Origin of the sequence: Pseudomonas sp. JV241A, assembly GCF_900275665.1 — a bacterium.
Taxonomy (GTDB): domain Bacteria; phylum Pseudomonadota; class Gammaproteobacteria; order Pseudomonadales; family Pseudomonadaceae; genus Aquipseudomonas; species Aquipseudomonas wadenswilerensis.
Window position 1 is genome coordinate 74,712 of sequence record NZ_OPYO01000003.1, and the last position, 21,627, is coordinate 96,338.

General features: G+C 63.6%; 19 protein-coding genes. 6 read left to right on the forward strand and 13 right to left on the reverse strand.

Annotated elements, in window-relative coordinates; all coding sequences use genetic code 11:
- Positions 1–10: 10 nt before the first annotated feature.
- The 7 genes from JV241A_RS27380 to JV241A_RS01515 form a co-directional block, all read right to left on the reverse strand.
- Positions 11–184: a hypothetical protein gene (locus JV241A_RS27380; RefSeq protein ID WP_166675629.1), complete on the reverse strand. Its 174-nt coding sequence runs from the start codon at positions 182–184 to the stop codon at positions 11–13.
- A complete protein-coding gene (locus tag JV241A_RS01490; RefSeq protein ID WP_134061249.1) occupies positions 181–1,314 on the reverse strand; it encodes a PepSY-associated TM helix domain-containing protein in 1,134 nt (377 codons plus the stop codon). Before JV241A_RS01490 ends, JV241A_RS27380 begins: the two co-directional genes overlap by 4 nt.
- Before the next feature lie 8 nt (positions 1,315–1,322).
- On the reverse strand, positions 1,323–3,749 hold the full coding sequence (locus tag JV241A_RS01495) for a TonB-dependent siderophore receptor (protein ID WP_134061250.1): 2,427 nt from the start codon (positions 3,747–3,749) through the stop codon (positions 1,323–1,325).
- A gap of 148 nt (positions 3,750–3,897) precedes the next feature.
- The gene (locus JV241A_RS01500) at positions 3,898–4,863 is read right to left on the reverse strand and encodes a FecR family protein (RefSeq protein WP_115084969.1); all 966 of its coding nucleotides are present in this window, start codon (positions 4,861–4,863) and stop codon (positions 3,898–3,900) included.
- Positions 4,860–5,378 (reverse strand): RNA polymerase sigma factor, encoded by a 519-nt coding sequence (locus JV241A_RS01505; RefSeq protein ID WP_115084970.1) that lies wholly within the window; start codon positions 5,376–5,378, stop codon positions 4,860–4,862. Before JV241A_RS01505 ends, JV241A_RS01500 begins: the two co-directional genes overlap by 4 nt.
- A gap of 95 nt (positions 5,379–5,473) precedes the next feature.
- The gene (locus JV241A_RS01510) at positions 5,474–6,184 is read right to left on the reverse strand and encodes a 3'-5' exonuclease (RefSeq protein WP_115084971.1); all 711 of its coding nucleotides are present in this window, start codon (positions 6,182–6,184) and stop codon (positions 5,474–5,476) included.
- Entirely contained in the window at positions 6,181–8,118 is a 1,938-nt protein-coding gene (locus tag JV241A_RS01515) for a DUF294 nucleotidyltransferase-like domain-containing protein (RefSeq protein WP_134061282.1), read from the reverse strand. Before JV241A_RS01515 ends, JV241A_RS01510 begins: the two co-directional genes overlap by 4 nt.
- Positions 8,119–8,352: 234 nt before the next feature.
- Here JV241A_RS01515 and JV241A_RS01520 point away from each other — a divergent pair, with 234 nt between their 5' ends.
- Entirely contained in the window at positions 8,353–8,796 is a 444-nt protein-coding gene (locus JV241A_RS01520; protein ID WP_134061251.1) for a response regulator, read from the forward strand.
- Between the two features lie 109 nt (positions 8,797–8,905).
- On the opposite strand, the gene JV241A_RS01525 is transcribed toward JV241A_RS01520, so the two are convergent.
- On the reverse strand, positions 8,906–11,083 hold the full coding sequence (locus JV241A_RS01525) for a malate synthase G (RefSeq protein ID WP_134061252.1): 2,178 nt from the start codon (positions 11,081–11,083) through the stop codon (positions 8,906–8,908).
- A 434-nt stretch (positions 11,084–11,517) separates the two neighbouring features.
- Here JV241A_RS01525 and JV241A_RS01530 point away from each other — a divergent pair, with 434 nt between their 5' ends.
- Positions 11,518–12,036 (forward strand): glycine cleavage system protein R, encoded by a 519-nt coding sequence (locus JV241A_RS01530; RefSeq protein WP_115084973.1) that lies wholly within the window; start codon positions 11,518–11,520, stop codon positions 12,034–12,036.
- 98 nt (positions 12,037–12,134) lie between these two features.
- Here the strand turns inward: JV241A_RS01530 and rarD are convergent, their stop codons facing one another.
- The 5 genes from rarD to JV241A_RS01555 all read right to left on the reverse strand — a co-directional run bounded on the left by rarD (position 12,135) and on the right by JV241A_RS01555 (position 17,758).
- Positions 12,135–13,022 carry an EamA family transporter RarD gene (gene rarD / locus JV241A_RS01535; RefSeq protein WP_115084974.1) on the reverse strand — a complete coding sequence of 296 codons (888 nt, stop codon included), beginning with the start codon at positions 13,020–13,022 and terminating at the stop codon, positions 12,135–12,137.
- A gap of 65 nt (positions 13,023–13,087) precedes the next feature.
- Positions 13,088–14,062, reverse strand: coding sequence for a serine/threonine protein kinase (locus tag JV241A_RS01540; protein ID WP_134061253.1), 975 nt, complete (start codon positions 14,060–14,062; stop codon positions 13,088–13,090).
- Positions 14,063–14,231: 169 nt separating this feature from the next.
- Positions 14,232–16,133, reverse strand: a complete 1,902-nt coding sequence (locus tag JV241A_RS01545; RefSeq protein WP_134061254.1) for a PhoX family phosphatase — start codon at positions 16,131–16,133, stop codon at positions 14,232–14,234.
- 63 nt (positions 16,134–16,196) lie between these two features.
- Positions 16,197–16,961: a TOBE domain-containing protein gene (locus tag JV241A_RS01550; protein WP_115084977.1), complete on the reverse strand. Its 765-nt coding sequence runs from the start codon at positions 16,959–16,961 to the stop codon at positions 16,197–16,199.
- Positions 16,962–17,020: 59 nt separating this feature from the next.
- Entirely contained in the window at positions 17,021–17,758 is a 738-nt protein-coding gene (locus JV241A_RS01555; protein ID WP_134061255.1) for a ComF family protein, read from the reverse strand.
- Positions 17,759–17,847: 89 nt separating this feature from the next.
- Here JV241A_RS01555 and bioB point away from each other — a divergent pair, with 89 nt between their 5' ends.
- From bioB to bioC, 4 genes are read left to right on the forward strand one after another with little or no spacing between them, the layout of a single operon-like run.
- On the forward strand, positions 17,848–18,906 hold the full coding sequence (bioB, locus tag JV241A_RS01560; RefSeq protein ID WP_010221404.1) for a biotin synthase BioB: 1,059 nt from the start codon (positions 17,848–17,850) through the stop codon (positions 18,904–18,906).
- A gap of 7 nt (positions 18,907–18,913) precedes the next feature.
- On the forward strand, positions 18,914–20,086 hold the full coding sequence (bioF, locus tag JV241A_RS01565) for an 8-amino-7-oxononanoate synthase (RefSeq protein WP_134061256.1): 1,173 nt from the start codon (positions 18,914–18,916) through the stop codon (positions 20,084–20,086).
- The gene (locus JV241A_RS01570; protein WP_115084980.1) at positions 20,079–20,810 is read left to right on the forward strand and encodes an alpha/beta fold hydrolase; all 732 of its coding nucleotides are present in this window, start codon (positions 20,079–20,081) and stop codon (positions 20,808–20,810) included. Before bioF ends, JV241A_RS01570 begins: the two co-directional genes overlap by 8 nt.
- Positions 20,803–21,627: a malonyl-ACP O-methyltransferase BioC gene (gene bioC / locus JV241A_RS01575; RefSeq protein WP_115084981.1), complete on the forward strand. Its 825-nt coding sequence runs from the start codon at positions 20,803–20,805 to the stop codon at positions 21,625–21,627. The genes JV241A_RS01570 and bioC overlap by 8 nt, the downstream gene beginning before the upstream one ends.

The window sequence follows — 21,627 nt, forward strand, 5'->3', positions numbered from 1 at the left end:
CCCGCGATTGCTATCGAGCCAAGCCGCGCAAGCTGTACAGCGCTGGCAAGCCCAACCCCGCCCAGGCCAGCGCATCCCACCAGCCATCGCCAAGCAAGGCGGCAAACAGGCCCAGCGTGCCCACCAGTGCTATCGCCACTGGCATGCCGAACACGCTCCAGAAACCTGACGACTTGCGCTTCATTGCACCGTCTCCGCTTGTGCCACCGCCACCGGCTTGCTGGCCCGCCGGCGCACTAGCCACAGGTACACCCCGCTACCCAGCACGATGATGGTCAGCACATCCAGCACTGCCCAGAGAACTTGCATCGGCCGGCCGCCGTAGTCACCGAAGTGCAGTGGCTGCGACAGGCCCATGGCGTCCATGTACCAGGGCCGGTCACCGATGGCGGTGACTTCAAGGTTACTGGCGTCGATCAGCACCGGGGTCAGCAGGTGTGCGGTCAGGTGTGTGCTGCCCTTCATGAACACCGCATAGTGATGCTCGCTGGAGAAACGCGTGCCGGGGAAGGCGATGAAGTCCGGCTGCATGCCCGGTGCGGCGTCGGCGGCGATATCCAGCACGCGGCTGACCGGCGCAAGCTCCGTTAGCGGCGGTGCATCGCGGTAGGGCGCGACCATCGCCGTCAGGCTTTCGTTGCGCCACGCCGCGATGACCAGATCCGACAGGGCGCTGATGACCCCGGTAACCCCAACCACCAGCGCCCAGGTCAGGGTGACGATGCCGATCAGGTTGTGCAGGTCGAGCCAGCGCAGGCGCGTGGACTTGTCGTTGCGCACGGTAGCGAACTTCAGCCGGCGCATGAACGGCGCATAGAGCACCACGCCGGAGATGATCGCCACCACGAACAACAGCCCCATGAACGCCAGCAGCAGCTTGCCGGGCAGCCCGGCGAACATGTCCACATGCAGGCGCAGCATGGTCATCATGAAGCCGCCGTTGGCCGAAGGCATTTCCACCGCTTCGCCGCTGCGTGCATCGAGCATGAACGTGTGCGACGAATTCGGCTCGGTGCCTGCGGTGGCGGCCATGATTGCGATCACGCCGTTGCTGTCGTCCTCATCCCAGCCGAAGTACTGCATCACCTCGCCAGGGCGATGGGCCTGGGCCTTGAGCACCAGTTCCTGCAAATCGAGCTTGGGTGTGTCGGCCGGCATCTGCTTGAGCTCGGGGGCATCGCCCAGCAGGTGGTCGATCTCGTGATGAAAGATCAACGGTAAGCCGGTGACTGCCAGCATCAGCAGGAACAGGGTGCAGATCAGGCTGGTCCAGGTGTGAACGAAGGACCAGCGACGGATGGTTCGGCTTTTCATCCGCGGCCTTAGAACTTGTAATTGACGCTGGCGACCACATTGCGCTCGTCACCGTAGTAGCACCAGTAACCGTCGCAGTTGGCCAGGTAGTCCTTGTTGAACAGGTTCTTGGCTTCGACGGCGACGGTCATGCCCTTGAGCGTGCTGACCTTGCGGCCCAGGTCGTAGTGCACCGACGCGTCGTAGACGGTGTAGGAGCCGACATAACCGAGATCGGTGTTGGTGGTGTTGCCGTAGTTGTCACCGACATAACGCACGCCACCGCCGACGCCGAAGCCGTCGAGCAGGCCGCTGTGCCAGGTGTAGTCGGCCCACAGGGTCGCCTGGTTGCGCGGGATCAGCGCCATGCGGTTGCCTTGCTCGTTGGCCGCACCCTTGAGGATCTCGGTATCGGTGTAGCTGTAGGAACCGGTCAGCTTGAGGTTTTCGGTCACCTGTGTGGTGGCCTCCAGCTCAAGGCCGCGAACCTGCAACTGGCCAACCTGCTGGGTGATGTTGCCTTCGGTGACTTTCACGTTGTCCTGGCGTAGGTCATACACGGCTGCGGTGTAGAGGTTCTTGCTGCCAACCGGCTGGTACTTGATGCCGACTTCGTATTGGCGGCCTTCGGTCGGTTTGAACGAATCGGTGGAGGCGACGGCGGCGCCGGTAGTCGGCTGGAACGACTCGGTGTAGGAGATGTACGGGGTCACGCCGTTGTCGAACACGTAGCTCAGGCCGACGTTGCCGGTGAAGGCCTTGTCGCGCTCGGTGCTGGTCGCATCGTTCTGGTTGTGGAAGGTGGTGCCGGTGTGCACCCAGTCTTCACGCCCGCCCAGGGTCAGGCGCCAGTTGTCGAGGGCGATCTGGTCTTGCACGTAGAAGCCGGTCTGACGGATTTTCTGGCCGTAGTCGTACATGGTGAAGTAATCCACCTTGGAAAAGTCCTGGCCGTACGGCGGGTTGATCACGTTGCCTGGCGGCACGCTCGGGCTCAGGCCGTAGTCCCAGCGGTAGTTGGTGTTCGAGCGCTGGTGGTCGAGGCCGATCAGCAGGGTATGGCTCAGGGCGCCGGTCTGGAAGTCGGCCTGGAAGTTGTTGTCGACGGCGAACTGGCTGATGTCTTCGTTGACGATGCCGGTCTCGCGAGGAACGGTGCCGTCAGGCTGGATCGTGTCGTTGTTCATGGTCGCGACGTTGATACCCTGGAACGACAGGTCGCTCTTGGTGTAGCGCAGGTTCTGGCGGAACTGCCAGACATCGTTCAGACGGTGTTCGAAGGCATAGCCCAGGGCGTAGTAGGTGCGGTCGTAGAATTCCCAGTCCGGGTCACCGAGGTTCTTGTGGTGGGAGATATCACCGGCCGGCGAGCCCAGCTTGGTGCCCTGCAGCGGCAGGAACTGGCCGCTGATCCCGGTATCGTCACGGGTGAACTGGGTGATGAAGGTCAGGCTGGTGTCTTCATCCATGTTCCAGGTCAGGCTTGGCGCGAGGTTGTAGCGCTTGTCCGGAACATGATCGGTCGGCGCGCCACTGTCGCGTACGACACCGCTGACACGGTACAGGAACTGGCCTTGGTCATCGATCTTGCCGGTGCTGTCGAAGTTGATCTGGCGGTGGTTGTTGCTGCCGACCTGAGCTTCGATCTGGTGGGCGCTTTCAGCCTGGGGGCGACGGCTGACCATGTCGAGCATGCCGCCGGGTGGGGTCTGGCCATAAACCGACGATGCCGGGCCACGCAGCACGGCGATGCGCTCCAGGTTCCACGGCTCGACTTTCGGGTTGGCGAACGAGCCCTTCGGCAGCGGCAGGCCGTCGAGGAACTGGGTCGGGTCGAAACCCCGCACGCGCAGCCAGTCGGCGCGGGTGTCGGAGCCGTAACCGCTGCTTTGTACGCCGGCGGTGTAGCGCAGGGCGTCGTTGAGGTTGAGGACCTGGCGGTCGTCCAGCTGCTCACGGGTGATCACGCTCATCGAGCGCGGCACTTCAACGATCGGAGTGTCGGTTTTGGTCCCGGCTGCGGTGCGGGTGGCGGTGAAGCCGGTGGCCGGGCCCCAGGCGCTTTCATAGTCGCTGCGTGCATTGACGCTGGTTTCCGGCAGGGCCAGGGTGCCTTCGGGTGCCGCAACCAGGCTATAGGTGCCGGCGCTGCTCTGTTGCAGTTGCAGGCCGGTGCCGCGCAGGGCCGCCTGCAGGGCGCCGACGCCGTCGTACTGGCCGCTGACCGGCGCCGAGGTGCGGCCGCTGGCCAGGCTTGGGTCCAGGGCCAGGGCGATGCCGGCCTGGCTGGCGATCTGGTTGAGCGTGGTGGACAGCGGGGCTGCGGGCAGGTTGTAGCTGCGCAGGTTGCCCGATTGCTCGGCGGCGATCAGCGGGCTACTCGCCAGAGGCGCTGTCAGGGCAATGGCCACGGCCAGCAGGCTGGGACGCAGGAAGTTCTCAAAAGCGCGGGACATACAGCGGCTCCTCGACGGAAGTAAGTGCTAACTAGCTTCCTTGCCGAGTGAGTTGGGAAAAGTGTCAGGGGGTAGTGGAAATAATTTCGATTTCTATTTCATGCCTATCGCGGGGCAAGCCCGCTCCCACAGGGCCCGCATCGGGCCCTCAGTGCGTATCGCGTTTAGCTACCACCGTCACCCACCACGGTGTGCGCTGTTCGATCTGCACCGGCAAGGTCGGCAGCAACGAGGTCAGCGCCAGGTCGGTATCGTTGAGCGGGAAGCTGCCGGTAATGCGCAGGTCCGCTACATCCGCAGCAACCCCGAGATGCCCGCTGCGGTAACGTCCCAGCTCGTCGACCAGATCGGCCAGGCGCACGTTGTCGACCACCAGCATGCCGCGGGTCCAGGCATCGGCACCGGCGGCCAGGCCGTCAGCCCGGCCCAAGCGGTCGTGGCTCATTAGCACTTGCTGGCCTTCTTTGAAGATTTGCTCGTCGCCGCTGTTCTGCGGCCGGGCAGCCACCGCCGACTGCAGCACGCTCAGGCGCGTGCCCTGGTCTTCGAGCCTGACCAGGAAGCGCGTACCCAGTGCGCGCATGCGGCCGTCCTCGGTAGTGACTACAAACGGGCGATCGTCCTTGTGGCCGGTCTCGATAGAGATTTCACCTTCGTGCAACACGATCAGGCGCTCTTGCTCGTCGAAGCGGATATCCACTGCCGAATGGGTGTTGAGGCTGATCAGGGTGCCATCGGTGAGGCGCAAGGTACGCTGCTCACCCGTGCCGGTGCGTTGATCGGCCAGCCAGTAGCCCAGCGTCTGATGGGCACTGACCCAGCTCAGCAGACCCACCACCAGCACCAGGCTGGCCAGGCCGCTGCCCAGCTTGCGTACCCGTTGGCGCAGACCGGCGCGTGATTGCAGCAGGGCCTGGCGCGCAGGGCCGGCCGCGGCGCTGAAGCGCTGGTCGAGCATGCCCAGTTGCATCCAGGCGCGCGCGTGTTCTTCGTTGGCGGCATGCCAGCGGGCGAACTCGGCGCGTTCGTCGGTGCTGCCACTGCCCGAGTCCAGGCACAGCTGCCAGGCGATCGCGGCATCCAGCACCCGCGCCGAAACCGGCTTGTTATTCATGTCGGTTCACCGTACAGCGCCACGTAGCACTGGCGCATGCCCTGGGCCAGGTACTGGCGCACCCGCGATACGGAAACGCCCAGGCGTTCGGCGATCTCGGCATGGCCCAGGCCGTCCAGGCGGTTATACAGGAATGCTGCCCGGGCCTTGCTCGACAGCTTGCCAAGCAGGCGGTCGATGGCCTTGAGGTCTTCGAGGATCAAGTGTTGTTCTTCGGGGGAGGGCTGCTCGGCTTCGGGGATCAGCATCAGCTCGGCCAGATACGCCTGCTCCAGTGCGGCGCGGCGAAAGTGGTCGAACAGCAGGCCCCTGGCAATGGCCAGCAGGAACGCCCGGGGTTCGCGTGGCGCAGGCAATTGCTCGCGCCCGAGCAGGCGCACGAAGGTGTCCTGGCTCAGGTCTTCGGCGCGCTCGGCGCAGGCGATATTGCGTCGCAGCCAGGCGAGCAGCCAACTGCGATGGTCACGGTACAGCGTACCGACCAGCTCAGTGTGTGGGCTTTGCACAGACGACAAGGCGTTCCCCGAAAAGATGCGTTAACTAACGAGAATTATTCGCGATTGTCGCAGAAGCTCCCCATCAGACGCAATTCACGCTCATCGGATGATGCTTAAAAGCCATGACTTTGTTGCCGACGCCTGCGCAGGCGATGCAACTGTTGGTCAAGCAGAGCCGGACTGTCCAGTTGCTGGCGCCGGGCCTGGCTGAACAGGATCAGCGCCAGCTCGGCGGTGACCAGGGCATCGGCACTGGCGTTGTGGCGCTCGGCGGCTTCCAGGTTGAAGTAAGCGGTCCAGTCATCCAGCCCGGCTTCGCGCAGGGTGATCTGCGGGTTGAGCAGGGGTGCCAGTTCCGCGACATCGAAGAACGGGTGCTGCAGGCGATAACCGAGATGGTCCTTCAAAGCGCGGCTGAGCATGCGTTGATCGAACGGCGCATGGAAGGCCAGTAACGGGCTGTCGCCGATAAAGTCCATCAGCTCAAGCAGGGCTTGGGCCGGGTCACAGCCAGCAGCGATGGCGCTGGGCCCCAGGCCGTGGATCAGCACACTGGAGGTGAGCTTGTGGTCGCGCTGGTGCAGGGTACGTTCGAACTGCTGGCGGAAGTCGATGGCACCGTCTTCGATCACCACCGCGCCAATCGACAGCACGTGGTCACGGTTGAGGTTCAGGCCACTGGTTTCCAGGTCGAGCACCACCCAGCGCTGCTGGCGCAGGCTATGTTCGGCCAGCGGCGCCGGGGCAGTCAGCTGTTGCACGCGCTGGCGCAGTTGCTCGTCGAGCCGTGGTGGGCTGGGGCGCAGCCAGGCAAACAGGCTCATAGCTGGTACCGCAGGGCCAGGCTGCTTTGCAGGCGCTGCGCCTGGCGCAGGGACTCGCGCAAAATGCGCCGGTCCAAGTGGTTGAGGCTGTCAGGGTCGACCCGGTTGGAGTAGGGCAGATTTTGCCGGCTCTGCAGTTGATGTTGCTGCATACGGGTTTGTTGAATGAAGTGGTAGGCCTCTTCATAGGCGGCGCCGTCGAGCGGGTCGATCACTTCCTTGGCCACCAGTTGGCGCAGGCGCTCCAGGGTGTTGTTGGCGCCGATGCCGTTGGCCAGGGCCAGCAAGCGTGCGCCATCGACGAACGGCGTCAGGCCCTGGACCTTGAGATCGAGGGTGGCGGCCTTGTCGTTACCCTGGCGGGTCAGCACGAACTCTCGGAAACGGCCCACCGGCGGGCGCTGGCGCAGGGCGTTGTCAGCCATCATGCGCTGGAACAGGCGGTTGTCGGCCACCTGCTCAAGGATGCTCTGGCGCAGTTGTTCACAGGCCTGCTCATCGCCCCAGACCACCCGCAGGTCGAAGTAGATGCTCGAAGCCAGCAGGTTCTCCGGCGTGGCTTCACGAATGAAGGCGGCAAAGCGCCTTGCCCATTCGGCGCGGGACAGGCACAGCTCGGGGTTGCCGGCCATGATGTTGCCCTTGCACAGGCTGAAGCCGCATTGCGCCAGGCCCTGGTTGATGTGCTGGGCCAGCGGCAGCAGGCGGCCGCGAATCTCGGCGGCATGGGCGGCATCGCGGGCTTCGAAAATGATGCCGTTGTCCTGGTCGGTGTGCAGGGTCTGTTCACGCCGGCCTTCACTGCCGAAGCACAGCCAGCTGAACGGCACGCCCGGGTCGCCCTTGTCTTCGATGGCCAGCTCGATCACCCGGCACACGGTGTGGTCGTTGAGCAGGGTAATGATCTGGGTAATCTGTGTCGACGAGGCGCCATGGGCCAGCATGCGCTCGACCAACTGGCTGATTTCGCCGCGCAGTGACACCAGGTTTTCGACCCGGCTGGCGTGGCGGATGGTGCGCGCCAGGTGCACCAGGTCAACCCGTTGCAGGGAGAACAGGTCTCGCTCCGACACCACGCCACACAAGCGCCGCTCTTCGACCAGGCAGACGTGGGCAATATGCCGCTCGGTCATGGCGATGGCGGCATCGAAGGCACTGGCTTGCGGGCTCAGGTAGAAGGGCGAGGCGGTCATGTGCCGGCTGATCGGCTGGGCGAAGTCGGCGCTGGCATCGGCCACCACCTGGCGCAGGTCGCGCAGGGTGAAGATGCCGATGGGAAAGCGCTGCTCGTCGACAATGACAATGCTGCCGACCTGCTGCTCGTGCATCAGGCGCACCGCTTCACGCAGCGGCGTAGCCGGATCGCAGACCACCGGATGACGCATGGCCAGCTCGCCCAAGCGGGTGTTCAGCGAATACTGGTTGCCGAGGGTTTCCACGGCGCGACGCTGGACCTGCTGGTTGACCTGGTCGAGCAGGCTGCTGACCCCGCGCAGGGCGAAGTCACGGAAGGCTTCGGAGAGGGTGAACAGGCGGATGAACGCGGCCTTGTTCAATTGCAGGCAGAAGGTGTCTTCGCCTGCCAGGTGTTCGGTGCGGGTAGCCCGTTCGCCGAGCAAGGCGGCGAGGGGGAAACACTCGCCGCTGGTGATCTCGAAGGTGGTTTCGGTGCCCGGGCGGGTCACGTGCTGACGCTCACCGACCACACGGCCTTGCTTGACGATGTAGAAGTGCTCGACCGGGCCGTCAGCGGGCTTGATGATGCTGTCATTGGCCGCATAGAAGCGCAGCTGGCACTGTTCGACGAGAAACGCCAGGTGGGCATTCTCCATCTGATTGAAGGGTGGAAAGCGTTGCAAGAATTGCATGGTCCCCTGGATGTTCTGCATCACTGCAGATTTTCCTGCCTGGGCGAAGGCGTCCATTTTGCTCATGAGCATTACCGCGTCTTTGTGTCGAGCTGTGATCATCGACCTTGTTGTTTTCGACCTTCATGGTCGGTCGCGGGGTGCTCAGTGCCCATTGGACGTAAGTCTATAAACCGCGTCAGGGTGTTGAAGCAGTGCGTCATGTGTCAATTACCCGACGAAAGGCAGTTTGCAAGTAATCTGAATGCAGTCTGAACTGATTCACAGGACATTTTGCAGGTCATTGATGATGAGGCAGCCATGTCCGACCATGAAGACATACTGAGCGAGGACGAGCGTGAGGCGCTGGCATCGGTAACGGCGCCACCGGCTGCGCCGCTGAAGGTATTGATCGTTGATGACAACCGTGTGGCCCGCGAAGCCCTGGCCAGGTACCTGAGCTCCAAGCGTATCAAGTGCCTGACCGCGAGCAGCGGCAAGCAGGCGCTGGAGTGCCTGGTCAAGGAGCGGGGTATTGGCCTGGTGATCACCGACCTGCGCATGGGCGCTTTCGGTGGTCTTGAGCTGATTCGACACATACGCGAATCGGAGCGCGCGGCGATGCCGATCATCATCGTGTCAGGGGCTGCGGATGTGCAGGACGCCATCGAGGCGATGCACTTGAGCGTTGTCGACTTTCTGCTCAAGCCGATCGATCTGGACAAACTGGTGGAGTTGGTGCACAGGGAGCTGGGGATTTCTTAGGCAGGTCTGGCCTCATCGCTGGCAAGCCAGCTCCCACAGGTACTGCATTCACCGACCCTGTGGGAGCTGGCTTGCCGGCGATGGGGCTGCAAAGCAGCCCCCGAGGATGCTACAGGCCGTTCCTGGCCTTGAACTCACGACGACGACGATGCAGCACCGGCTCGGTGTAACCGTTCGGTTGCTTGGTGCCTTCGACGACCAGTTCGACCGCCGCCTGGAAGGCGATGTTGTTGTCGAAGTCCGGTGCCAGCGGGCGGTACAGCGGGTCGTTGGCGTTCTGCTTGTCGACCACCGGCGCCATGCGCTTGAGGCTTTCGAGGATCTGCGCTTCGCTGACCACGCCGTGACGCAGCCAGTTGGCCAGCAACTGCGCGGAAATCCGCAGGGTGGCGCGGTCTTCCATCAGGCCGACATCGTTGATGTCCGGCACTTTCGAGCAACCGACACCCTGGTCGATCCAGCGCACGACATAACCAAGGATGCCCTGGGCGTTGTTGTCCAGCTCGTTGCGTTTTTCTTCGTCCGACCAGTTCGTGTCGGCCGCCAGCGGGATGGTCAGGATGTCATCGACCGAGGCCGGTGCGCGCTTGGCCAGTTCCGCCTGACGGGCGAACACGTCAACCTTGTGGTAGTGCAGGGCGTGCAGCGCTGCGGCCGTCGGCGATGGCACCCAGGCGGTGTTGGCACCGGCCAGCGGGTGAGCGATCTTCTGCTCGAGCATGTCGGCCATCAGGTCCGGCATGGCCCACATGCCTTTACCGATCTGGGCGCGGCCTTGCAGGCCGGTGGCCAGGCCGATGTCGACGTTGGAGTTCTCGTAGGCGCCGATCCACTTCTGGGTCTTCATGGCACCTTTGCGCACCACGGCGCCGGCTTCCATGGAGGTATGGATCTCGTCACCGGTACGGTCGAGGAAGCCGGTGTTGATGAACACCACGCGCTCACTGGCAGCTTTGATGCAGGCCTTGAGGTTGACCGTGGTGCGGCGCTCCTCGTCCATGATGCCGACCTTCAGGGTGTTGCGCTTGAGGCCCAGGGCATCTTCGATACGGCCGAACAGTTCGTTGGTGAACGCTGCTTCTTCCGGGCCATGCATCTTCGGTTTGACGATGTACATGGAGCCGGTGCGGCTGTTCTTGCGGCTGGTATTGCCGTTGAGGTTGTGGATCGAAGCCAGGCTGGTGACCAGGCCATCGAGGATGCCTTCCGGCACTTCGTTGCCGTCCTTGTCGAGGATGGCATCGATGGTCATCAGGTGACCGACGTTGCGCACGAACAGCAGCGAACGGCCGTGCAGGCTGACCGAGCCACCGTTTGGCGCGGTGTACTCGCGGTCCGGGTTCATGGTCCGGGTGAAGGTCTGGCCACCTTTGCTGACGCTTTCGGCCAGGTCGCCTTTCATCAGGCCCAGCCAGTTGCGGTAGATCACCACTTTGTCGTCGGCATCGACGGCAGCGACCGAGTCTTCGCAGTCCATGATGGTGGTCAGGGCGGCTTCCATCAGCACGTCTTTGACACCGGCGGCATCGGTCTGGCCGACCGGGGTGCTGGCGTCGATCTGGATTTCGAAGTGCAGGCCGTTGTGCTTGAGCAGGATCGCGGTCGGCGCCGAGGCGTCGCCCTGGTAACCGATCAGCTGGGCGTCATCGCGCAGGCCGCTGTTGCTGCCACCCTTGAGGGCGACCACCAGCTTGCCGTCTTCGATGCGGTAAGCGCTGGAATCGACATGGGAACCAGCAGCCAGTGGCGCCGATTCGTCGAGGAAGGCACGGGCGAAGGCAATTACCTTGTCGCCGCGAACCTTGTTGTAGCCTTTGCCTTTCTCCGCGCCGCCGGCTTCGCTGATGGCGTCGGTGCCATACAGCGCGTCGTACAGCGAACCCCAACGGGCGTTGGAGGCGTTCAGGGCAAAGCGGGCGTTCATGACCGGCACCACCAGCTGCGGGCCGGCCATGCGAGCGATTTCGTCGTCGACGTTCTGGGTCGAGGCCTGGAAGTCTGCCGCTTCTGGCAGCAGGTAACCGATGTCCTGAAGGAAGGCTTTGTAAGCCACGGCATCGTGAGCCTGGCCTTTGCGCGCCTGGTGCCAGGCGTCGATCTGCGCCTGCAGTGCGTCACGTTTGGCCAGCAGTGCTTTGTTCTTTGGAGCGAGGTCGTTGATGATCTTTTCCGCACCCACCCAGAATTGTTCGGCGTTGACGCCGGTTCCGGGAATGGCTTCGTTGTTCACGAAGTCGAACAGGACTTTGGCGACCTGAAGGCCACCGACTTGAACGTGTTCAGTCATTGCTTGCCTCACTCTGCTCAGCTATTCAGCTCTTCTATTTAAGCCTTGCGCGCTTCTCTAAACACGGCACCAGAACATGCCCTCGCGGGCGGCTGGGTGCGGCCTGCCAGACAGGCTGGCGGGCGTTGGCGTATTTTCACAGGCGCCTTGGCAGACATCGATCCAACGTTTTGTAGTCCGCGCTGCGGCATACTACATGATGCGCTGCGGTTGTGAAAATTAGACTAAATACGTCGTTCTGCGACCAATTGGTCGCATAGGGTCACGCTGGGAATCGGTATGTTCTCAAAAAACCGGCAGATTGTTCCAGATAAATCTTGAAACAGTACACGATTAGTCATTCGAAGCTCCTGCGGCAGGTTGCCGCGCCTTGCCTATACTTTCTCCGCGCCCTTTGATTTCGGGGCTGAACGTTAAAAGCAGAGGGTTGCCGCGTGGATCATCTCGTATTGACAGTGATCGCCCCCGATAAGGCCGGGCAGGTCGAGCGTATCGCTGAATGTATTGCCGAGCATAACGGTAACTGGTTGGAGAGCCGCATGTCGCGGATGGCCGGGCAATTTGCCGGCATTCTCAAGGTGGCGGTGCCGGCCGAGTCCTACGATGAGCTGGTCGAGGCGCTGCAGGCCCTGGGCAAGTACGACATTCGTGTGCTGATCGCCGAAAGCGGCATCGAGCCGTCCTGCACCTGGAAGCCGATCGCCATGGAACTGGTGGGCAATGACCGCCCGGGTATCGTCCGCGACATTACCCGCTTGCTGGCCGACCAGGGCGTCAACGTCGAGCGCCTGACCACCGAGGTGCGCCCGGCGCCGATGAGCAGCGAGCCGCTGTTTCATGCCGATGCCTTGCTGGCCGTGCCGCTGACACTGTCGCTGGATGTCTTGCAGGGCAAACTGGAGGCGTTGGCCGACGACCTGATGGTGGAATTGAACCTGCGCCCTGAGGATTAGTTATCCCGGTTTATCGGGGATGCGCCTGTGGATAACCTTGGGAGATGTCGCTGCAGGCCACTAATTGCGTGGCCTGCATGGCTTTGTACGTTTTTTGATCAGCTGCGCCGGCGCAGGCTCAGCCAGGCATCCACGCTGTACAGCGCCAGGCCCGCCCAGATGAACATGAAGGCCACCAGGGTGCTGCTCGACAGATGCTCGCCAAACAGCCACACCGCCTGCAGCAGTACCAGGGTAGGCGCCAGGTATTGCAGGAAGCCCAGGGTGGTGTAAGGCAGATGCCGGGCGGCGGCGTTGAAACACACAAGTGGCACCAGTGTCACCGGTCCGGCGGCTATCAGCCACAGGGCTTCGCTGCTGGTGTAGAAGCTCGCCTGGGCGCTATGGGCCATGGGGTTGAGCAGCATCCAGCCGATGGCCAGCGGTACCAGCATCCAGGTTTCCACCACCAGCCCGGGCAGGGCGGCGACCGGCGCCTGTTTGCGGATCAGGCCGTAGAAGCCGAAGCTCAGTGCCAGCACCAGCGATACCCAGGGCAGGCTGCCGACCTGCCAGACCTGCTGGGCCACCCCGAGTGCAGCCAGGCCCACGGCTACCCACTGCAGGCGGCGCAGGCGCTCACCGAGCAAGAGCATGCCCAGCAACACATTGACCAATGGATTGATGTAGTAGCCCAGGCTGGCTTCGAGCATGCGCCCGTTGTTGACCGACCACACGTAGGTCAGCCAGTTGCCGGCGATCAGCGAGCCACTCAGGGCCAGGATTGCCAGGCGTTTGGGGTTGTCGCGCAGCTCGCGCAACCAGCCAGGATGTTTCCAGACCAGTAGCAGCAACGAGCCGAACAGGGCTGACCAGAGCACCCGGTGGACGATGATTTCCACGGCGGGAACGCTTTGCAGCGCTTTGAAGTAGAGCGGGAACAAACCCCAGATGATGTAGGCGCTCAGGCCCAGGATGTACCCGCGGCGCGGGTTGGCGGCGTGCATGCAGATTCCTTGCTTAGGCAGCTATCTAAAAGCAGGGGGCTATTGTAGACAGACTCGCGCACGCTTCAGAACAATTTCAGCGGTTCTTCATCCAGTGCCGCCATTTGCTCACGCAGGGCGAGGATCTGGTCGCCCCAGTAACGCTCCTGGCCGAACCAGGGGAAGCTGCGCGGGAACGCCGGGTCGTCCCAGCGCCGGGCCAGCCAGGCACTGTAGTGCAACAGGCGCAGGGCGCGCAGGGGTTCGATCAGGGCCAGCTCGCGCGGATCAAAATCGTGGAACTCGTTGTAGCCATCCATCAGCTCGGCCAACTGGCCCAGGCGCTCGTGGCGATCGCCGGCAAGCATCATCCACAAATCCTGCACCGCCGGGCCCGTGCGGCAGTCATCGAGGTCGACGATGTGGGACACCTCGTCGCGGCACATCATGTTGCCCGGGTGGCAGTCGCCGTGCAGGCGAATGACCTGGTGCGGGGTGCTGGCGTAAACCGCCTCGACCCGCTTGAGCAGGTCGCGGGCCACCGACTCGAAGGCTGGCAGCAGGCTTTTGGGGATGAAGTTGCCTTCGAGCAGGGTATTGAGCGAGGCGTGGCCGAAGTTATCCACGGCCAGTGCTTCACGGTGCTCGAACGGGCGGGTGGCGCCGACCCCATGCAGACGGCCGAGCAGTTGCCCAAGGCGATACAGCTGATCGAGGTTGCCCGGCTCTGGTGCACGGCCACCGCGGCGCGGGAACAGGGTGAAGCGAAAGCCGCTGTGTTCGAACAGGGTCTTGTCGTTGTGGACAAGTGGCGCGACCACCGGCACTTCGCATTCGGCCAGTTCAGCGGTAAAGCTGTGCTCCTCGAGGATCGCCGCGTCGGTCCAGCGGTCCGGGCGGTAGAACTTGGCGATCAGTGGTTCAGCCCCTTCGATACCCACCTGGTAGACCCGGTTCTCGTAGCTGTTCAGTGCCAGCACCCGGGCGTCGCTGAGAAAGCCGATGCTTTCCACGGCGTCGAGGACCAGGTCGGGGGTGAGTGTTTCAAAGGGGTGGGACATGCTCGCTCCTGCTGTGCGGTTCCCTGCATGGTATCGCACATCGGCGGCTCGTGTGGGAGCGGGCTTGCCCCGCGATGCAGACACCACCTGATGTGCCGTCTGCACTGGGGTCATCGCGGGGTACGTCGGGTCGCCGCATCGCCGCTCCTACAGATTGGGCTGCACAGACTCAACCCCCAACGATCCCGCCATCCTCCCTGCTGATCGCCATCACCGAGGAGCGCGGCTTGCCGTCGGGCAGGTGCTCGGGAAAGGTCGAGCCACCGGTTTCCCCCGGATGCTGAATACCGACGAACAAGGTGCGCTGATCCGGAGCAAAGGCGATCCCCGTCACTTCGCACGCCACCGGCCCGACCATGAAGCGGCGGATCTCACCACTGGCCGGGTCGGCGCAGAGCATCTGGTTGTTGCCCATGCCGGCAAAGTCACCATTGTTGCTGTAATCGCCGTCAGTCAGGATCCACAAGCGGCCATCGGCATCGAAGCCCAGGCCATCAGGGCTGTTGAACATGTTCTGTGGGGTGATGTTGGCGGAACCTGCCTTGGCATCACCGGCATGCACGGCCGGATTACCCGCTACTACAAACAGGTCCCAGTCGAAGCTCATCGCGCCATGGTCATCGGCGCTTTCGCGCCAGCGCAGGATCTGCCCGTAGACGTTCTTCTCGCGCGGGTTGGGGCCGCCGACTGGCTGGCCTTCTTCACCGCGTTTGACGTTGTTGGTCAGGGTGCAATAGACCTGGCCGTCCCTGGGGCTGACCACGATCCACTCCGGGCGGTCCATGCGCGTGGCCTTGAGGTGGCTGGCGGCCAGGCGCGCATGGATCAGTACCTGGGCCTGGCTGGCAAAACCGTTGGCGGCGTTGAGGCCGTTCTTGCCATGGGTCAGCTCCAGCCATTGGCCCTTGCCGCGCGGATGATCAAGGTTATGGTCGCCATCGTCGAAGCGCGCCACATACAAGGTGCCGTGGTCCAGCAGGTTGCGGTTGGCGTTGGCGTTCTTGTGGTCGATGCGATCGCGGCTGATGAACTTGTAGATGAACTCGCCACGCTCATCGTCGCCCATGTACACCACCGCGCGGCCGTCGCGGGTTTCGGCCAGAGCGGCGTTCTCGTGCTTGAAACGGCCCAGGGCGGTGCGTTTGACTGGAGTCGATTGCGGATCGAACGGATCGATTTCCACCACCCAGCCATGACGGTTCAGTTCGTTGGGGTTCTTGGCCAGGTCGAAGCGCGGGTCGTGCTGGTGCCAGTCGACCTCCTTGCCGGTGAGCGAGGCACCGTAGCGCTTCTGTGCGGCGTCGAAGGCCTGGGATGAATCGCTGCTGCCGAAGCAGTCGGTGAAGTTCTCTTCGCAGGTCAGGTAAGTACCCCACGGCGTCTTGCCGTTGGCGCAGTTCTGGAAGGTGCCCAGCGCCTTGCGCCCGCTGTTGTCGGCCGCGGTTCTGAGCAGTGCATCGCCGGCGGCCGGGCCATTCAGGCTTATGGGTGTGTTGCCATGGATACGCCGGTTGTAGGGTGAGTCCTGGACGAACTGCCACTGGCCATCACGGCGCTGCACTTCGATCACCGACACCCCTTCGGCGGCCTGGGCCTTGTGCACCTCTTCAGCAGAGGCCGGCTTGCCGCCATGGCTGAACAGGTAGCGGTAGTTGGTGTACTCGTTGTTGATCGCCATCAAGGCGCGGTCGTCGTCGCCGGGGAAGGGAAACAGGCTCATGCCGTCGTTGTGGTCACCGAACTGCAGTTCCTGGGCCAGGGCGCTGCCATTGCCGGAAGGGTCGAAGGCCGGGGCGTCGGCATGCAGCGGTTGGCCCCAACTGATCAGTACCCGGGCCTTGTAGCCTGGCGGCAGGCTGATGCTGTCGGCGGTGGCGGCGGGGATGCTGGCAAAGCCCAGCAGGCTGCTGCCGCCGGCGCTGACGCTGGCCGCCAGTACGCTGCGGCTGAGCAGATTGCCACCGAGAAACAGCGCCGCGCCGCACAAGGCGCCGGCGCCGATGAAGCGGCGGCGGCTGAGACGGGTCAGGTGTTCAAGGTCGGTTGGCTGATGTTCTTCTAATAGGTGCATGACAGGCTTCCTGCGGGTTTGGCAGTCACCTTAGTCAGGGTGCATGACGGTTTTGTGGCAGTTTTATAGAGGAGTTCCGAGAAGCACGTAGGAAGGTTGGAATTGCACTTGCAAGTTGCTGCCTACAACGACCTGATGGTCCTTCAGCCAGTGTGCTTCAGCGAAGGCGCAAAGGGTTTGCCCGCTGGCCAGTGCCAGACGCACTTCGGTGGGGCCTTCGGCGTCATCAAGCAAGGCATCGACCTTGACCGGCAAACAGTTGTAGCCCTCGGCAGGCTGTTGGTCGAGGCCCAGCAACTCGAGCCAGCCAGCCTTGATCAGCGCCACGACGGCGGTACCGGGGGTCAGTTCCAGGCGGCCGGTGCTGTCGTGGGTGATCTCGGCATCAATGCGCAGTTCGCCCGCCAGGGTCAGGCTGATGCGGTCATAGCGGCCCTGGGCTTCAATCGAGCTGATGCGCCCGTGCAGCTGGTTGCGCGCGCTGGTGCGCAGCATCAGGCGGCCGAGCAGGTCGAGATCGCTGGCGTCCTCGGCGGCTTCAAGGATCTGCGCCTGCAGGGCCTGCAAGCGCTGGTACAGACGCAGCACCCGTTGGCCTTCGGCAGACAGTTTTGCTCCACCACCACCGCGACCGCCAACACTGCGCTCGACCAGCGGGCTGGCCGCCAGGTTGTTGAGTTCGTCGATTGCATCCCAGGCCGCCTTGTAACTCATGCCGGCGCTTTTTGCCGCACGGGTGATCGAACCTTGTTCGGCAATGTGTTGCAGCAAGGCAATACGCTGCGGGCGGCGGACGATGTGCTGGGTGAGCAGGGCAGGCAGAGACATAAGCGGTAACGGGCACCTGAAAGGAAACAGCCCGAAAGTGCCCGCACCCCGCGTTCAAGTCAAGCGCTGCCGGGCTTGGCGGTGCGTGCGAGACAATAGACATCGACCCGTCGGGCACCCGCCTTGAGCAGCAGGCTGGCCAATGCCTGGGCAGTGGCGCCAGTGGTCAGTACGTCATCCACCAGCGCTACATGACGCCCGGCAATCAGGCTGCTGTCGTGCACGGCGAAGGCCTGGCGCAGGTTGCGTTTGCGTGCCTTGGCCTTGAGGCCTTGCTGGGCCGGGGTATCGAGGGTGCGAGTGAGTACCTGTTCGCTGCAGCTTATACCCAGCTGTTGCGCCAGCCAGTTGCCCAGCATGCCCGCCTGGTTGTAGCCGCGTTGACGCAAACGCCGCCGTGACAGCGGTACCGGCAGCAACAAGGCCGGGCGCGGTAGCCCTTCGTCAAAGCGGTGGATCAACCAGCGCCCGAGCAGTTGCGCGAGCAGGCGGCCCAGCGGCCACTGGCTGTTGTGCTTGAAGCGGGTAACCAGCGCATCGACCGGAAACCCGTAATGCCAGGGCGCCTCGACCCGATAGAAGGCCGGCGGGCGCCGGCTGCACTGGCCGCAGACCAGGCCATGCATGGGCAACGGCAGGGCACACACCTGGCAGCGATCATCCAGCCAGGGCAGTTCGCTTTCGCAGGCGACGCACAGGGGGTAGGGCTGCTCGGCCGCTTCATTGCAGAGTAGGCATGTATGGTTATTAAATAGCCAATTGTAAACCAGTGTTTTGAGTTGTGGTTGACAGTGCATCAGCCTTCCTTAACTATGCGAGCTATCCGTGATGCGCTGGCGGGGTTTCCTGTGCCGGCGCCAGTACAAGCCTAAACAAGGAATCGCCGATGAGCGCCAGCACAACTGCAACAACACGTCACGACTGGTCCCTGGCCGAGGTCAAAGCCCTGTTCCAGCAGCCGTTCAATGACTTGCTGTTCCAGGCGCAAACCGTGCACCGCGCGCATTTCGACGCCAACCGCGTGCAGGTCTCGACCCTGCTGTCGATCAAGACCGGCGCCTGCCCGGAAGATTGTAAATATTGTCCGCAGTCCGGCCACTACAACACCGGGCTGGAAAAACAGAAGCTGATGGAAGTGCAGAAGGTCCTCGAAGAGGCAGCCCGGGCCAAGGCCATCGGCTCGACCCGCTTCTGCATGGGGGCGGCGTGGAAGCATCCGTCCGCCAAAGACATGCCCTACGTGCTGCAGATGGTCAAAGGGGTCAAGGCCATGGGCCTGGAAACCTGCATGACCCTCGGCAAGCTCGACCTGGAGCAAACCCAGGCGCTGGCCGAGGCCGGGCTTGACTACTACAACCACAACCTCGACACCTCGCCGGAGTTCTACGGCAGCATCATCACCACCCGCACCTACAGCGATCGCCTGCAGACCCTGGCCTATGTGCGTGATGCCGGAATGAAGATCTGCTCGGGCGGTATCCTCGGCATGGGCGAGTCGCTGGACGACCGCGCAGGCCTGCTGATCCAGCTGGCCAACCTGCCGGAGCACCCGGAGTCGGTACCGATCAACATGCTGGTGAAAGTCGCCGGAACCCCGCTGGAGAACGCCGAAGAAGTCGACCCGTTCGACTTCATCCGTATGCTCGCCGTGGCCCGGATCCTCATGCCCAAGTCCCACGTGCGGCTGTCCGCTGGCCGTGAAGCGATGAACGAGCAGATGCAGGCCCTGGCGTTCTTTGCTGGCGCCAACTCGATCTTCTACGGCGAGAAACTGCTGACCACCGCCAACCCGCAAGCCGACAAGGACATGCAGCTGTTCGCGCGCCTGGGTATCCAGCCCGAAGCCCGTGAAGAGCACGCCGACGAAGTCCATCAGGCCGCCATCGAACAGGCCCTGGTGGAACAGAAGAGCAGCGAGCTGTTCTACAACGCCGCCTCGGCCTGAGGCAGCCATGGCTTTTGATCTTCGCGCGCGGCTGGAGCAACGCCGCGCAGCTGACTTGTACCGTCAGCGGCCGCTGCTGCAAAGCCCGCAGGGCCCTGAAGTGGTGGTCGACGGCCAGCCGTTGCTGGCGTTTTGCAGCAACGATTACCTGGGCCTGGCCAATCACCCGGAAGTGATCGCCGCCTGGCGCGCCGGTGCCGAGCGCTGGGGGGTCGGCGGCGGTGCCTCGCACCTGGTGATAGGCCACAGCAGCCCCCATCACGCGGTAGAAGAAGCCCTGGCCGAGCTGACCGGGCGGCCGCGGGCGCTGCTTTTTTCTACTGGCTACATGGCCAACCTCGGTGCGTTGACCGCACTGGTCGGGCAGGGCGACACGGTGCTGCAGGACCGTCTCAACCATGCCTCGTTGCTGGATGCCGGCCTGCTCAGCGGTGCACGTTTCAACCGCTACCTGCACAACGATGCCGTGAGCCTGGCCAGCCGCCTGGACAAGGCCGTCGGCAATACCCTGGTGGTGACTGACGGCGTGTTCAGCATGGACGGCGACCTGGCCGATTTGCCAGCCCTGGCTGCGGTGGCCAATGCCCGCGACGCCTGGCTGATGGTCGACGATGCCCATGGCCTCGGCACCCTGGGACGCAACGGTGGCGGCATCGTCGAGCATTTCGGCCTGAGCCTCGAACAGGTGCCGGTCCTGATTGGCACCCTGGGCAAAGCCTGTGGCACCGCAGGTGCTTTTGTCGCTGGCAGCGAAGAGCTGATCGAATGCCTGATCCAGTTCGCCCGGCCCTACATCTATACCACCAGCCAGCCACCGGCCCTGGCCTGCGCCACCCTGCGCAGCCTGGAGTTGCTGCGCAGCGAACACTGGCGCCGTGAGCACCTGGCGGCGTTGATTCAGCAGTTTCGCAGCGGCGCCGAGCAGATCGGCCTGCAACTGTTGGACAGCTTCACGCCGATCCAGCCGATCCTGATCGGCGACAGCGCGCGGGCCTTGCGCCTGTCGCAGATGCTCCGCGAGCGCGGCCTGCTGGTGACCGCGATCCGCCCGCCAACGGTACCCACCGGCAGCGCGCGCCTGCGCGTGACCCTGAGTGCGGCGCACAGCCCGGCGCAGGTGCAGCTATTGTTGAATGCACTGGCTGACTGTTATCCGCTGCTGGAGCCTGCAGATGCGTAATCATTTGATCCTGTTGCCAGGCTGGGGCCTGGGCAGTTCCGCCTTGCAACCGCTGGTGGCGACCCTGCGGGCCATCGACCCTGGCTTGCGGGTCGAAATCCAGGCGTTGCCCAGCCTGGTGTCCAGCAACCCCGAGGACTGGCTCGACAAGCTCGATCGGCAGTTGCCGCGCAATGCCTGGCTGGGCGGCTGGTCGCTGGGCGGCATGCTCGCCGCCGAACTGGCTGCACGGCGCGGCGATGACTGCCATGGGTTGATCACCCTGGGCAGCAACCTCAGTTTTGTCAGCCGCCCGGACTGGCCGCACGGCATGGCGCTGGATACCTTCCAGACCTTCCTCGAAGGTTGCCGCTATCACACCCAGGTCACCCTCAAGCGCTTCGTTTCGCTGTGCAGCCAGGGCGCCGAAGAGCCGCGCAGCCTGGCCCGCCTGCTCAGCGCCGGGATGCCTGCTCCCGCTCCGGAGCAGTTGGTGGCGGGGCTCGAAGTCCTTGGCCAGCTCGATACGCGTGCAGCCCTGCAGCGTTATGGCGGTCCGCAATTGCACCTGTTTGCCGGGCGGGATGGGCTGGTACCGGCGGAGGTCGCCGGCGAGTTGCTGGAAATACTGCCCGACGTGGAAGTCGGGCTGCTGGAAGACAGTGCTCATGGTTTTGTGATGGAAACACCTCATGAGTTGGCGGCGGCAATCAAGGCCTTTGTACATGAGAGTGACGATGACTGATCTTTCCCTGCCGGGCCTGCCCGGCGCCTTGCCCGATAAACGTCAGGTCGCAGCGTCGTTCTCCCGCGCTGCCGCCAGCTACGACAGCGTCGCCGAACTGCAGCGCGCGGTGGGCAATGCACTGCTTGAGCAGTTGCCCGGTGCATTCGAGCCGCAACGCTGGCTGGACCTGGGCAGCGGTACCGGCTACTTCAGCCGCGCTCTGAACCGCCGTTTTCCCCAGGCTGCCGGTGTTGCCTTGGATATTGCCGAAGGCATGCTCCTGCACGCCCGGGAGCAGGGCGGGGCGCACCACCATGTGGCTGGCGATGCCGAGCGTTTGCCGCTGCGGGACGCCAGTGTCGAGCTGATCTTCACCAGCCTGGCGGTGCAATGGTGCGGCGATTTTCGCGCCGTGCTCAGCGAGGCCCGACGCGTTCTGCAGCCGGGCGGCGTGCTGGCCTTCGCCAGTCTCTGCGTCGGCACCCTGCATGAGCTGCGCGAAAGCTGGCAGGCGGTCGACGGCCTGGTGCATGTCAACCGCTTCCGGCGCCTTGAGGACTATCAACGCCTGTGCGGCGAAAGCGAGCTGAAGGTGCTCGGCCTGCAGGCTCGGCCCCATGTATTGCACTACCCGGACGTGCGCAGCCTGACCCACGAACTCAAGGCCCTCGGCGCCCACAACCTTAATCCGGGGCGCCCCGCCGGGCTTACCGGACGGGCACGAATGCAGGGCCTGTTGCAGGCCTACGAACGCTTCCGTCAGCCTCAGGGACTACCGGCTACCTATCAGGTGGTCTACGGTGTACTGCAAAAGCCGCCGGTAGAAGGGGAGTGA